A 14,473-nucleotide genomic window follows, 5' to 3' on the forward strand; every position below is an offset into this window, starting at 1 on the left:
GTGATAAGTAAAGGAGGGATAAATATATGCTTGGAATTATTGTTGGTACACATGGACATTTAGCTGAAGAATTAGTTAATACCTGTGCTATGATTTGTGGGCGTCCCGATAATTTGGAAACAGTTACATTAGTTCCAGGAGAGGGTCCTGATGATTTAATTAGTAGATACAAAAAGGCCATTGAAAAAATGGATGCAGATGACGGTGTTATCATATTAAATGATTTGTTTGGCGGTAGTCCATACAATGCAGCATGCCGGATAGCGGCAGAAGATGAAAAATGTGGTATTGTGACAGGTGTTAGTTTGCCAATGCTGGTAGAAGTAATAAGCTATCGTATGGCTGGTGAAGGTCTTAACGTCCTTGATGCTATGGAAAAAGCACAGAAAGCAGCTGCAGCAGGTGTACAAAAATTTCACAAGAGTACGATTACGGTTGAAAATGATGATGAAGGAGACGATTTATAATGAAAATTGTGTTAGCCCGTATTGATGACAGACTGATTCATGGACAAGTTGCTACAGTTTGGGCAAAGGTTACTAAATGTCAGCGCATAATTGTTTGTGATGATGAAGTGGCTGCTGATAATATTCGTTCAACACTGTTAAAACAGGTAGCTCCTCCCGGAATAAAATCTAGTGTTGTAAGTGTTGATAAAGCGGTTCGTGTGTATAATAACCCTAAATACGAAAATGACAAATGTCTGCTTTTATTTACCAATCCTACAAGTGTATTGCGTATGATTGAAGCAGGTGTCGATATTAAAAGCGTTAATATTGGCGGGATGAGTTTTAAAGAAGGAAAACGTCAGGTAAGCGGTGCAATATCTGTTGATGAAAAAGATGAAGAAGCTTTTAAAAAGCTTAATGAAAAAGGTATAGAACTTGAATGTAGAAAAGTTGATACTGATAAAAAAGTTAATATCATGGATCTGCTTAAAAAGTAATTTATTTAGCATTGCATTTTAATGACCGGCAGTATTTTCTGTCCTATGGCAGATTGCACTGCTCGTTCATTGGGAGAATAGTTATTAAATTTGGATTAATATGTCTTTTATGTATATCATTATAAAAAAATAATATAGGAGGTATTCATAATGGAAATTAGTAGTGCTCAACTTATCGCAATATTTATTGTATCAGGTATCGCAGGAATGGGGAGCGTGCTTGATGAACTTCAGACACATCGTCCGCTTATTGCCTGCACACTTACAGGTGCTATCCTGGGTGATATGACAACAGGTATTATTATTGGTGGTACATTGGAAATGATTGCTTTAGGCTGGATGAACATTGGTGCAGCAATGGCACCTGATGCAGCCTTGGCATCGACGATTTCAACAATTTTGGTTATTGCCGGACATCAAAGTATAGGAGCAGGGATTGCCATTGCTATGCCATTAGCTGCTGCCGGTCAGGTTCTGACTATTTTGTGCCGTACAATAACAGTGTTTTTCCAGCATAGGGCTGATGGATTTGCCAAAGATGGAAATTTGCGGGGCATAGATATATGCCATTTAGGAGCTTTGGTTCTTCAGGGACTTCGCGTGGCTATCCCTACAATCTTAGTGGCTATGTATATTGGTACTGGTGCTGTTCAATCAATGCTGGATGCCATTCCCCCTGTAGTTACTGGTGGCCTTCAGGTTGCCGGTGGATTTATCGTAGTAGTAGGTTATGCTATGGTTATTAATATGATGCAGGCAAATTATTTAATGCCGTTCTTCTTCCTCGGTTTCGTTATTGCCGCATTTACTAACTTTAACTTAGTTGCATTTGGTGTTATAGGGCTTGTTCTGGCTATTGTATATATTCAGCTTAACCCGAAATATAGCAAACCGGCAGTTGCATCAGCTCCTTCAGGAAATGCAAATAACGGTAATGATGATGATTTAGATGACGACCTAGACGACTAATATAAAAGGAGGAAGAAATATTATGAAAAAATTAACTAAAAGTGACTTTTTTTGGACTTTTATTCGTTCTAATTTTTTGCAAGGTTCGTGGAACATGGAACGTATGCAGGCTTTAGGGTTCTGTTTTGGTATGATACCAATAATCAAGAAGTTATATACTGGTGATGAAAGAAAAGAAGCACTGAAAAGACATCTGGAATTTTATAATACTCATCCTTTTGTTACAGCACCAATCATTGGTGTAGTAGCAGCATTGGAAGAACAAAAGGCAAATGGTAAAGATATCAGCGATGGCGTTATAAATGGTATAAAGGTTGGGATGATGGGACCTTTAGCTGGTGTCGGTGATCCTATCTTCTGGGGAACACTGCGTCCTATCACTGCATCATTAGGAGCTTCCTTTGCTTTGGGCGGCAGTTTATTTGGGCCTATTTTATTCTTTGTCTTGTTTAATCTTGTTCGTCTTTTAGTTCGTTGGTATGGTATTAAATACGGCTATACCAAGGGAACCGATATTGTTTCGGATGTCGCGGGGAATGCCTTGCAAAAAATTACAGAAGGTGCATCAATATTAGGGTTGTTTGTAATGGGAGCCTTAGTTAATAAGTGGACTACAGTAAATATTCCTGTGGTCATATCGACTATACACAAACAGGATGGAACAACTGTTGTTACGACTGTGCAGACTATACTCAACCAATTAATGCCTGGTTTGATTCCTCTGCTTTTGACTTTCTTGTGTATTAAACTCATGAAGAAGAAAGTTAATCCTATCTGGATCATCTTTGGTTTGTTTGCTGTCGGTATATTAGGATATTGGACAGGTATTTTAGGAAAATAATTTATTGATACAGAAAAAGGAGCTGTTGCACTTTTATGTGCGGCAGCTTCTTTTTATTTTTACTGTTAATTTAGTATATAAAAGAAATAAGCTGGCGCCGATAATGCAGGCACCAACTTATTTCTTTTATGTTAATAATATGAATATCATATTTCCATGATTATAGGAAGTATCATTGGACGGCGTCTGGTTTGTTCATATAAGAAACGTCCCAGCGTTTCACGCACATTAGATTTTATAGCAGACCATTCAGTTATTTTATTTTCTAAGCATTTATCAAGGGTCGCTGCTACACGTTCTTTGGATTCATTCATGAGCTCCTCAGATTCACGCACATAGACAAAACCACGGGAAACAATATCAGGACCAGAAGCAACACAGCCTTTGGCTTTATCCATGGTCATTACCACAATGATGATACCATCCTGCGACAATTGGCGGCGGTCACGCAGTACAATATTGCCTACATCACCTACACCCAGTCCGTCAATAAGAACACGACCTGCCTGGACTTTTCCTACTATTGCTCCTTTATCGCGGGTGAATTCTAAAATGCTGCCATTTTCCGCAATAAATATGCGGTTCTTATTCATGCCTATTTCCTGTGCTAATTGAGCATGTTTTACAAGATGCCTGTATTCACCATGTACTGGTATAAAGAATTTAGGCCGTACCAGATTATGCATGAGCTTAAGTTCTTCACGACTGGCATGGCCAGATACATGAATCCCCTGATCTCGGCCGTAAATTACATTAGCACCAAGTTTTAAAAGATTATCAATTGTACGAGCAACAAGTTTTTCATTGCCAGGAATCGGGGTAGCCGATAAAATTATCGTATCACCGGGAACAATCCCTACTTTCCGGTGATCAGACATTGCCATGCGGGTCAAAGCAGACATTGGTTCGCCCTGACTGCCAGTAGTTATGATAACTACCTTACTTTGTGGATAATTATTTATTTCATCTATATCGATAATTGTTCCCTCAGGGGCATGAATGTAACCTAATTTTAAAGAAATAGTTACAACATTTATCATACTGCGTCCGAGGATGGCAACGCGACGGCGATATTTTACAGCAGTATCGATTACCTGCTGTATGCGATGAACATTTGAAGAAAATGTAGCGATAATAATGCGTTCGCGGGCATTGCGAAAAATTTTATCAAAAGCAACTCCGACAGTTTTTTCACTTGGTGTGTGTCCTTCACGTTCAGCATTTGTGCTGTCAGCCATCATGACGAGGACACCACGATTGCCTAAACTGGAAAATGCACGAAAATCTGTCATTTTACCATCGACCGGAGTATAGTCAAATTTGAAATCTCCCGTATGAACTATCATACCTAGCGGAGTTTTTATTGATAGCCCGCAGGCATCAGCAATACTGTGGTTAACACGGATAAAACCGACACTGAAACATCCAGCCGAGATAATATCACCATGTGATACAGGATGAAGATTACTGGAGTCTACATTATTTTCTTTTAAACGTCCTTCCAATATACCAAGTGTTAAACGAGTTCCGTAAATAGGAGCACTGATCTGCTTTAAAATATATGGCAGCGCCCCGATGTGATCTTCATGCCCATGGGTTAAAACTATAGCTTTTATATGATCTTTGTTTTCCACTAGATAAGAAATATCAGGAATAACGAGATCAATTCCTGGCATATCTTCATCAGGAAACATTAGACCAGCATCAATTAGGAGAATTTCATCACCATAACGGATAACCGTCATGTTTTTTCCGATTTCTCCCAGCCCACCCAAGGGAATAATCTGCAATTTTTGCAGTTCCTTTGCCAAAAAATAGCACCTCCAAAAATGTAAAAAAATATATTTTAATTTAATTATCTGTGATACGTTAAAAATATAGAAAATGTCCGCACAATAATTATCTACTATATTATATAACTAATCCTGTGCTAAAGCAATCCCCTGCTTTTCAGGTAGTAAGCACAAGGTTACGTGTTTTTGTTTATCGGGTATGATAATAATATTCTCTGCTGTTGCCTAGTGGGCAAGATATGAATATAATTATAGAAACCTTATATTTTTTTGCAATTTATATACTGGTGCAACAAAAATTTATTAAAAAATGGAGTGATAAGATGATTTTTGGCAATGTTTTGCAGTTGGATGAGATGAATCTGCCGCAGAAAATTATGACTTGTTTCCAATATTATAAGAATAATGCATTGAATGAGAGAAAAACAGGCACGTATGAAATTGACGGCAGAAATATTTTTGTAAATATCGACGAATATGAAACGCGTTATCGTCAGCAATGTTTTTGGGAAGCACATAAAAAATATATAGATATGCATATTTTATTGTCAGGCACAGAAAAAATAGATACAGGCTTTGCTAAAGATATGCAGGAAAAAAGTTATAATGAGGAAAAAGATCTGCTAATTATGGAAGGGAAAAAACAAGCAACAGTAATTCTGGTAAATCCAGGGGATTTTCTTGTCTGTTTTCCTAATGATGTTCATCGTACAGCCATAGCTGTTGATAGACAAAATCAGATAAAAAAAAGCATATTCAAAATAAGATTGGCTTGAAAAAACTTGCTTTTTTAGCCATAATGTGATAACCTATCTCTAGATTAGAAATAGACAAGGGAAGATGTTGAGGAAACATGGATACTCATACAAAATTTCCTCTGAATGTTTTTAATCGAAAAAACAATATAATTTATAGGAGGAATTTTCTATTATGACAAAGAAAACTCTCGTATCAATGATTACTGGTGCATTAGTAATCGGTGCTGCAAGCACAACTTTTGCTGCAGCTAATCCTTTCAGTGATGTTCCAGCTGGCAGCTGGGCATATGATGCTGTATCAAAACTTGCTTCTGACGGTGTTGTAAACGGCTATCCTGATGGCACATATCAGGGTCAGAAAACAATGACTCGTTATGAAATGGCTCAGATTGTTGCTAAAGCAATGACAAAGACTGATGTTGATAAAGCTGATAAAGCTTTAGTTGACAAACTTGCTGCAGAATTCTCCGAAGAACTTGATAACCTCGGTGTTCGTGTATCTAATCTGGAAAAGAAATCCGACAATGTTAAATTCACTGGTGAATTCCGTTATCGTTATACTGGCGAAAAATTCCAGGATGGCGATAGACAAAATACAAATAATTATTTATTCCGTTTAGAACCTAAAGCTTTTATCGGTAATACCGGCTGGGTTGCAAAGGCTCGTATAGATTATGAAGCTAATGCAAGACATTCTAATGATGCTACTTCTGCTGAAGTAGATCGTCTTTATGTAGAAGGACCTTTGTTCGGTGCTACAGCAGATCTTGGTAAATCTCCTGTATTGTCCGGTTCAACAACTGGCATTGGCAATGGGATGGTTATCGATGACCGTATGAGCGGTGCTCAGTTTACCTGGGGTGCTAATAAAGATGTTAAAGTAAATGCAGGCTTTGGTAAATACAATAATGATAACAGAAACACAACAGGTCTTTTAGCTAAAGATTCTGAATACAATAAAGTCGGTTATGATGATGATCAAGCTAGTGGTGATTATGAAGGTAAATATGGTCAGTTTGAAGTTGGCTATGCTCCTAAAGATAGTAAACTCAGTGCAGTAGCTGGTTTTTATACTGTTCGTAAGATCCAGAGCATTGGTAAAGATTTAGGTACAGCAAGTGGAGTAGAAGCACTGGCTGACAGCAAAGATGCTAACCAGAATATCTGGAGTGCAGGTTTGGGTTATAAATTTGACAAGAATGTAAATCTTTATGGCGTTTATGCTCATGGTGACGTAGATAAATTCGATAATAATGGTACTCTTTCTAAATATTTAGAAGGACAGAATAAAGCTTATGATGTTACTTTAGCTTATAAAGGTGCTGATGCTTCCAAAGCTGGTTCATGGGGCATGTATACTGCATATCGTTATTTGGGCATGGGTGCTACAATTGATCCTACTTATGATGGTGCACAGCGTGGTACCAAAGGCTGGGAAGTTGGAGCTAATTATGCTGTAGCTCAAAACGTATTAGCTACTGTTCTGTACTTTGATGGTAAGAATATTGGTCTTGATAATACTGACCAGAGTGCTGATTATAATAAACTCTTTGGACAAGTTGAATTCTTCTTCTGATCTTGAATGTAAAAGAATAATAAGCTGCGGTTTGATGGATCGCAGTCGGGCAGACACCACAATTGTGGTGCCTGTCTTTTTTGTTAATATGTGAAATATAATACTTGTTCTTAAACAGTTGCTAGAGAAAAATTTTTATGCTATAATGATGGACGGTGTAAAAAACGCACATGCATTGATGCTGTACTGTGCCTTTTAAAGGTCTAGCAGCGATTTAAGATGCATGGAGGAATAAAAAAAACAGGAGGTGCACCATCATGGCAGTTATTTCCATGAAACAATTATTAGAAGCAGGCGTTCACTTTGGTCATCAGACCAGACGCTGGAATCCGAAAATGGCTAAGTACATTTTCACCGAAAGAAATGGTATTTATATCATTGACTTACAAAAGACAGTAAGAAAAATTGATGAAGCATATAATTTCATCCGTTCTATTGCTGAAGAGGGTAAATCCGTATTATTTGTTGGTACCAAAAAACAGGCTCAGGAATCAGTAAAAGAACAAGCTGAAAAAGCCGGCATGTATTATGTTAATGAAAGATGGCTCGGCGGCATGATGACTAATTTTGGCACGATCAGAAAAAGCATCAATCGCTTGAAAGAACTTGAAGGCATGGAAGAAGACGGAACATTTGAAGTCCTTACCAAAAAAGAAGTTCAGATGCTGCGCCGTGAGCAGGACAAATTAGAAAGAGCTTTAGGCGGAATAAAAGAAATGGATAAGTTACCGGGTGCATTATTTGTAATTGATCCGCGCAAAGAACGTATCGCAGTAGCAGAAGCAAGAAAATTGGATATACCTATTGTTGCTATAGTAGATACGAACTGTGACCCGGATGAAATTGATTATGTTATTCCTGGCAATGACGATGCTATTCGTGCTGTTAAATTATTGACAGGCTGCATGGCTGATGCTGTATTGGAAGGCCGCCAGAGCAGTGAAGATGAAGAAGCTCAGACAGAAGATAACGAAGAAGCTTAATTAAAATAAAGTTAAATATCAGAGGGGGTAGAGGGACTATTATCCCTTTACCCCTCTTTTTATAATAGGAGGATTTTATTGATGGCAAAGGTTACAGCGGCAATGGTTAAGGAACTGCGTGAAAAAACAGGAGCAGGTATGATGGATTGTAAAAAAGCTTTATCTGAATGTGATGGTGATAAAGATAAGGCTGTAGACTTTTTACGTGAAAAAGGACTGGCTTCAGCAGCGAAGAAAGCCGGCCGTGTTGCAGCCGAAGGCGTTATTACTTCATATATACATGGTAATGGACGTATTGGCGTTTTAGTGGAAGTCAACTGTGAAACAGATTTTGTTGCCGGCACAGATGATTTTAAAGAGTTTGCCCGTGATATTGCGATGCAGATTGCTGCAGCTAATCCTAAATGTGTACGTCGTGAAGAAGTGGATGCGGCGGAACTTGAACATGAACGCAAGGTATTGCGTGAACAGGCTCTGGCAGAAGGAAAACCAGAAAAAATAGTGGAAAGAATGGTTGAAGGCCGTATAGAAAAGTATTATAAGGAAGTTTGTCTTATGGACCAAGTCTATATTAAAGACCAGGATCAGACAATTACTGACTTTGTAAAAACCCAAATTGCTAAAGTCGGTGAAAATATTTCCATACGCCGTTTTGTTCGCTATCAGCTGGGTGAAGGCATTGAAAAAAAATCTGACGATTTTGCAGCTGAAGTAATGGCAGCTGTTAAAGGTTGATAAGTAATAAAAATTTAAAGAGGACACAAATTTTGTGTTCTCTTTTTTGAAAATATGATATATGATATATTAAAAGTGCTGTATTCACAATTAAATATTGGACGGAGGACATATTGGTGACAGTAAAACAGTATAAGCGTGTAGTATTGAAATTAAGCGGTGAAGCTCTAGCAGGAGAACAGGGATTTGGTATTAATCCCAAAGTAGTAGAATCTATTGCCCAGCAGATAAAATCTGTTTATCAGCGTGGTGTAGAGATTGCAATTGTTGTAGGCGGGGGAAATATCTGGCGTGGTCTGGCTGGCAGTGCAAAGGGAATGGACAGAACTACGGCTGATTATATGGGAATGATGGCTACTGTCATGAATTCTTTGGCTATGCAGGATGCTTTAGAAAAAATAAATGTGGATACACGGGTACAGACAGCTATTGAAATGCGTCAAATAGCTGAACCTTATATAAGAAGACGGGCTGTTCGTCATTTGGAAAAAGGTCGTGTGGTTATTTTTGCTGCTGGAACGGGTAATCCTTATTTTTCTACAGATACTACAGCTGCTTTAAGGGCTGCTGAAATTGAAGCAGATGTTATCTTAATGGCGAAAAAAAATACTGATGGTGTATATGACTGTGATCCTAACAGTAATCCTAATGCACATAAATTTGATACACTAGAATATATTGAAGTACTGCAGCGCGGTTTAGCTGTTATGGATGCAACTGCTACCAGCTTATGTATGGATAATAAAATTCCTTTAATCGTATTTAATATAGATGAACCGGGCAATATTTTAAAGGCAGCACTAGGTGAATGCATAGGCACTGTTGTGGGAGGTACTAAGTTATGATAAAGGATGTATTGAATTCAGGCGAACAGCGCATGAAGAAAGCTATTGAAGCCTTGAAAAGAGAATATAGCATTCTGCGGGCAGGTCGGGCTACGCCGGCACTGCTTGACAGGGTCATGGTGGATTATTATGGAACACCTACACCCATTAATCAGGTAGCAAATATTTCGGTGCCGGAACCAAGGATGCTGGTCATTGCTCCATGGGAAAAATCTATGCTGCACGAAATAGAAAAGGCAATTATGAAATCAGAAATAGAGTTAAGTCCTAATTCTGATGGTTCGGTTGTTAGGCTGGCAATACCGCAGCTTACGGAAGAACGCCGCATAGATTTAGTAAAAACGGTTAACAAAAAAGCAGAAGAAGCTAAGGTAGGTTTAAGAAACATTCGTCGTGATGCCAATGATGATATTAAAAAGATGGAAAAATCAAAGGACATAACGGAAGATGAGGCAAAGAAGGCACAGGATGATATGCAGAAACTCATTGATAAATATGTTGATGAAGTTAATAAAATAAAAACATCCAAAGAAAAAGAAATAATGGAAGTTTAACTATGAAATATGTGGGACAGCTTCTGCCGGATGCCGTTATAGCATTGCAGAAACAAAAAACGAAATTTGTCATAGAGTACACTATTCCACCTGAAAAAGGTTTTTTTAAGGTCGATTCAAACATTTTATATGTTATAAGAGAAAAGTATCTTGAAAACGGTGTTTTGCAGCTTTTGGCTGCGGCTAAAATGCGAAAGGAGGTGTGAACTATGGCATATAAGATTACTGATGAATGTATTTCTTGCGGAGCATGTGCATCTACCTGCCCTGTTGGTGCAATTTCTGAAGGTGATAAACATTATGAAATTGATCCAGAAACTTGCGTAGAATGCGGTGCATGTCAGGCAGGCTGCCCGGTGTCAGCTATTGAAGCTCCCTGATGAGAATAAGCCCCTCTTTTTTTGTTTTTGGAGAGGGGCTTATTTCATATTACAAGAGCAAAGAGGTTATTGCATTATGTGGAAAGATTTTTTTTATAAAAATGAAAAAAATGAAAATGAGAAAGCATTTAATACAATAAATGCCGCTAAACTGCCTACTCATATAGCCATAATTATGGATGGAAATGGCAGATGGGCCAGTAAAAAGGGATTACCCCGTAAAATGGGACATAAAAAGGGTGTAAGTACATTAAAATCTATAGTGCATACGGCATCTGATATTAATATAAAATATCTGACGGTTTATGCTTTTTCAACAGAAAACTGGAAACGTCCATTAACTGAGGTAAACTTCCTTATGAAACTATTTTCGTATTATTTGGATGCAGAAATCGATGAAATGTATAGAAAAAATGTGCATATTGATTTTATTGGCGGTATAAAAGATTTGTCTTTGGGTTTGCAGGAACAAATAGAAAAAGCCAGAAAAAAAACAGCGGATAATGATGGATTACACTTGAATATTGCTGTTAATTATGGTGGTCGTGACGAAATTGTCATGGCGGTTAAAAAGTTGGCTCAAATGGCATCTGATAAAAAAATCAATGCTCTTGATATTGACGCAAAAATGTTTGACGACTATTTATATACAGCGCATCAGCCGGCAGTTGATTTATTGATAAGAACCAGCGGGGATATGCGCATTAGTAACTTTTTGTTGTGGCAGTGTGCTTATGCTGAATTTTGGTTTACTAAGAAGAATTGGCCAGAGTTTATGCCGGAAGACTTTATACAAGCTATTATGGACTATCAAAAGCGTGACCGTAAATTTGGCGGATTGAATGTATGATAATATGAGGGATTTATTTTGTTAATACGAATTGTGTCAGGTGTTATTGGTATAGTAGCGGCTTTTTTTATTATAATGAGCGGCGGATTTTTATTTATGCTGTCTGCTGTTTTGCTGGCTGTGATAGGATGGCAGGAATATGTGCGGGCTTTTAAAAATAAGCAGATGAATATCTCTTTATGGTTGGGTATGATTTGTGTAGCTGTTCTTACACTTAGTGGGATAGTGACAATAGATAATAAGCCGGTAAGTTTTTTTATGCCGGTTATGACATTTATAGTAGCAGTATTTATGATAAAAATGGTTATTTGTCATAAAAAATTTTCACCTATAGAGGCTTATACAGGGTTAACAGGTGTTTTATATATAGGTATGGGATTTTATTATATAGTACAGCTGCGGTTAGGAATTGCGGATACTATGACTGCTCCACATGGTTTATCGCTGGGATGCGCTCTTTTATGGATAGCACTTATTGGAACATGGTCAAGTGATACTTTTGCGTATTTCAGTGGTTCTTTTTTAGGGAAAAACAAGCTTTGTCCTCAAATAAGTCCGAAAAAGACTATAGAAGGGTTTATTGGCGGAGTATTAGGAACAATTTTCACAGTGACGATTACCGGTTGGTATTTTGATTTTGTTTTATGGCCTATGGCATTATTGGGAATGATGCTGGCTGTAGTAGCTACACTGGGAGATTTAGTTGAGTCAATCTTTAAACGTTATACGGGAATAAAAGATTCAGGCAAGATTATTCCCGGACATGGTGGTGTATTGGATAGATTTGACAGTATATTATTTACAGCACCATTTGTTTATTATTTTTATATTTTTTGTCATAGTTATTTTATTCACTGATTTTATATTCTAGAGGGAAATAATATTGTAATTTAATTAGGTTTATGTAGTTTTATTTATAAATAATTAATATACTTTTGGAAGGAATTTTATGAAAAAGATTTCTATATTGGGCTCTACAGGATCGATCGGAACCCAGACTTTATCAGTAGTTAGACAACATAAAGATTTATTTAAAGTGGAAGCAATTGCGGCGAACAATAATGATGAACTTCTGGAAAAACAAATAAATGAATTTCAGCCTAAGCTCGCTGTTTTATATAATAAAGATGCAGCAGATCGTTTACAGACCCGTTATACGGGAAAAACAAAAATATTATCGCAGGATGCTGGACTTATAGCTGCGGCTGTTTTTGATGATGTAGATACTGTAGTTACATCACTTATGGGATTCGCCGGACTGCGGCCGACCATGGCAGCAATTAAGGCAGGGAAAAATATTGCGCTGGCAAATAAGGAAACATTAGTTGTAGCCGGTGAATTAATAATGGCAATGGCTAAGGAGAATAAAGTGTCAATATTACCTGTTGACAGTGAACATTGTGCTATTTTTCAATGTCTGCAGGGAAATGACAAAAACAGGGTCAATAAATTATTATTAACAGCTTCGGGTGGACCATTCCGTGGCAAAAAAGAAATAGATTTAGAAAATGTGCAGGTAAACCAGTGTCTGGCACATCCCACATGGTCGATGGGGAAAAAAATAACTATTGACAGTGCTTCACTTGTTAATAAAGGCTTAGAAATAATTGAAGCCCACTGGCTTTATGACATGCCTTATGATAAAATTCAGGTAGTAGTTCACCCGCAGAGTATTGTTCATTCAATGGTGGAGTATATTGATGGTACGGTTATGGCCCAGCTGGGCTCTACTGATATGCGCCTGCCTATTCAATATGCCCTTACTTATCCCCATCGTATGGAGTCAGCAGCTAAACGGCTTGATTTCTGGAATATGGTTCAGCTGACTTTTGAAAGACCAGACACACAGACTTTTAAGGGAATAGATCTTGCTTATGAGGCTGGACGGATCGGTGGAACAATGCCGTGTGCGATGAATGCTGCTAATGAAGTTGCTGTTGAAGCCTTTTTACATAATAGAATAAAGTTTCTTGATATTTATTCTATTATAGAGAAAACAATGCAGGCTCACAAAGTTATCAAAGATATGGTACCTGAAGTGTTTTTTTCGGTAGATGCCAGTGCCCGTAATTTTGCTTGTAAAATAATAAATAGTATTTGATGGCAGGATGTTGTTTATTTTATAATCATGGTAAAAAATGAATAATTATTATAATGAAAATAACGGGTGTAAGTAATATTTAATGACGGAGGGAATTTATGAGTTTTAGTATAACAATGATACTGGCTATTGTGATTGTATTTGGCATATTGGTTTTAGTACATGAACTGGGACATTTTATCACGGCAAAGCTCACTGGTATGCGGGTAGATGAATTCGCAATAGGCTTTGGACCTAAACTAGCTGGTTTTAAATATGGGGAAACATTGTACTCCATCAGGGCTATTCCTTTAGGTGGGTTTAACAAAATTGCAGGCATGGAACCTGATGATAAAAGTGCTGGAGATAGAGCTTATTGGGCAAAACCTGTATGGCAGAGAATGATTGTTATCGTTGCCGGGGCAGCAATGAATATTTTATTGGCCTATGTACTTATAGCAGCTATTTTATTTACTTCTGGTATACAGACACCGGTAAAAGAAGCAGCATTAGGCGGAGTTATTGATCAGAAACCAGCAGCTATGGCCGGACTCAAAAAGGGAGATATAATAATTGCTATTAATGGAGAAAAAATTGCTACATGGCAGCAATTTGCGGCTAAAATAAAGGTTTCTGATGGAAAGGTTTTGCAAGTGCAATATCTGCGCGATGGAAAAAAAGCGATGACTAATTTGATTCCCGAATATGATAAGACTGCTAAACAGGCTATGGCTGGGGTAGTGGCAGCAACAACTCATACACCAGTAAGTTTTGCAAGTTCTTTGGTATTAGCAGCAAAACAGGTTGTTTATATCACATATACGATGATTGCTGCCATATTTGGCATGATTATGGGGACAGTACATGCTGATTTGGCTGGACCGATAGGGGTGGCGACAATTATTGGACAGGCTGCTGAAATAGGTATTCAGTCAGTACTTAATATTATGATTTTATTGAGTATAAATTTAGGGATAATCAATCTTTTGCCGATACCGGCACTTGATGGAGGGCATTTCTTTACCTTATTTATCGAAGCCTTGCGTGGCAGGCCTTTAAGTCCTGAACTTATGAGAAGGTCACAATTTGTGGGATTTGCCTTGTTGCTTATATTGATGTTTTTTGCAACAGCACAGGATTTTTCTCGTTTATTTGGCTGAGCG

At 37.7% G+C, this 14,473-nt stretch carries 17 protein-coding genes; 16 read left to right on the forward strand and 1 reads right to left on the reverse strand.

Going from position 1 to position 14,473, the window contains the following annotated elements; translation table 11 throughout:
* The first annotated feature begins 26 nt into the window (after positions 1-26).
* The 4 genes from I6760_RS08845 (at position 27) to manZ (ending at position 2,756) form a co-directional block, all read left to right on the forward strand.
* Positions 27-467, forward strand: a complete 441-nt coding sequence (locus I6760_RS08845; protein ID WP_196594090.1) for a PTS sugar transporter subunit IIA — start codon at positions 27-29, stop codon at positions 465-467.
* Complete coding sequence (locus tag I6760_RS08850; RefSeq protein ID WP_196594091.1) at positions 467-946, forward strand: mannose/fructose/sorbose PTS transporter subunit IIB; 480 nt, start codon at positions 467-469, stop codon at positions 944-946. Before I6760_RS08845 ends, I6760_RS08850 begins: the two co-directional genes overlap by 1 nt.
* A 150-nt stretch (positions 947-1,096) precedes the next feature.
* Complete coding sequence (locus I6760_RS08855; RefSeq protein WP_196594092.1) at positions 1,097-1,915, forward strand: PTS mannose/fructose/sorbose transporter subunit IIC; 819 nt, start codon at positions 1,097-1,099, stop codon at positions 1,913-1,915.
* A 22-nt stretch (positions 1,916-1,937) separates the two neighbouring features.
* On the forward strand, positions 1,938-2,756 hold the full coding sequence (gene manZ, locus I6760_RS08860) for a PTS mannose transporter subunit IID (protein WP_196594093.1): 819 nt from the start codon (positions 1,938-1,940) through the stop codon (positions 2,754-2,756).
* A 146-nt stretch (positions 2,757-2,902) separates the two neighbouring features.
* Here manZ and I6760_RS08865 read toward each other — a convergent pair whose 3' ends face one another.
* Positions 2,903-4,567, reverse strand: a complete 1,665-nt coding sequence (locus I6760_RS08865; protein WP_196594094.1) for a ribonuclease J — start codon at positions 4,565-4,567, stop codon at positions 2,903-2,905.
* Between the two features lie 221 nt (positions 4,568-4,788).
* On the opposite strand from I6760_RS08865, the gene I6760_RS08870 reads away from it, so the two are divergent.
* From I6760_RS08870 to rseP, 12 genes are all read left to right on the forward strand, one after another.
* A complete protein-coding gene (locus I6760_RS08870) occupies positions 4,789-5,325 on the forward strand; it encodes a YhcH/YjgK/YiaL family protein (RefSeq protein ID WP_196594095.1) in 537 nt (178 codons plus the stop codon).
* 154 nt (positions 5,326-5,479) lie between these two features.
* Entirely contained in the window at positions 5,480-6,883 is a 1,404-nt protein-coding gene (locus I6760_RS08875) for a putative porin (protein WP_196594096.1), read from the forward strand.
* Between the two features lie 257 nt (positions 6,884-7,140).
* Positions 7,141-7,866 (forward strand): 30S ribosomal protein S2, encoded by a 726-nt coding sequence (gene rpsB / locus I6760_RS08880; protein WP_196594097.1) that lies wholly within the window; start codon positions 7,141-7,143, stop codon positions 7,864-7,866.
* Positions 7,867-7,947: 81 nt separating this feature from the next.
* Positions 7,948-8,601, forward strand: a complete 654-nt coding sequence (tsf, locus tag I6760_RS08885; protein WP_196594098.1) for a translation elongation factor Ts — start codon at positions 7,948-7,950, stop codon at positions 8,599-8,601.
* A 116-nt stretch (positions 8,602-8,717) separates the two neighbouring features.
* The gene (gene pyrH, locus I6760_RS08890; RefSeq protein ID WP_196594099.1) at positions 8,718-9,446 is read left to right on the forward strand and encodes a UMP kinase; all 729 of its coding nucleotides are present in this window, start codon (positions 8,718-8,720) and stop codon (positions 9,444-9,446) included.
* Positions 9,443-10,000, forward strand: coding sequence for a ribosome recycling factor (gene frr, locus I6760_RS08895; RefSeq protein WP_196594100.1), 558 nt, complete (start codon positions 9,443-9,445; stop codon positions 9,998-10,000). Before pyrH ends, frr begins: the two co-directional genes overlap by 4 nt.
* Before the next feature lie 2 nt (positions 10,001-10,002).
* Complete coding sequence (locus tag I6760_RS08900; RefSeq protein ID WP_196594101.1) at positions 10,003-10,206, forward strand: hypothetical protein; 204 nt, start codon at positions 10,003-10,005, stop codon at positions 10,204-10,206.
* A gap of 3 nt (positions 10,207-10,209) precedes the next feature.
* Positions 10,210-10,380, forward strand: a complete 171-nt coding sequence (locus I6760_RS08905) for a 4Fe-4S binding protein (protein WP_196594102.1) — start codon at positions 10,210-10,212, stop codon at positions 10,378-10,380.
* A 76-nt stretch (positions 10,381-10,456) separates the two neighbouring features.
* A complete protein-coding gene (locus I6760_RS08910; RefSeq protein ID WP_196594103.1) occupies positions 10,457-11,230 on the forward strand; it encodes an isoprenyl transferase in 774 nt (257 codons plus the stop codon).
* Between the two features lie 18 nt (positions 11,231-11,248).
* Positions 11,249-12,088, forward strand: coding sequence for a phosphatidate cytidylyltransferase (locus I6760_RS08915; RefSeq protein WP_196594104.1), 840 nt, complete (start codon positions 11,249-11,251; stop codon positions 12,086-12,088).
* Positions 12,089-12,179: 91 nt separating this feature from the next.
* Positions 12,180-13,331: a 1-deoxy-D-xylulose-5-phosphate reductoisomerase gene (locus tag I6760_RS08920; RefSeq protein WP_196594105.1), complete on the forward strand. Its 1,152-nt coding sequence runs from the start codon at positions 12,180-12,182 to the stop codon at positions 13,329-13,331.
* Between the two features lie 98 nt (positions 13,332-13,429).
* Positions 13,430-14,470, forward strand: a complete 1,041-nt coding sequence (gene rseP, locus I6760_RS08925; protein ID WP_231036181.1) for an RIP metalloprotease RseP — start codon at positions 13,430-13,432, stop codon at positions 14,468-14,470.
* Positions 14,471-14,473 lie beyond the last annotated feature (3 nt).

Origin of the sequence: Pectinatus sottacetonis (assembly GCF_015732155.1) — a bacterium.
Taxonomy (GTDB): Bacteria; Bacillota; Negativicutes; order Selenomonadales; family Selenomonadaceae; genus Pectinatus; species Pectinatus sottacetonis.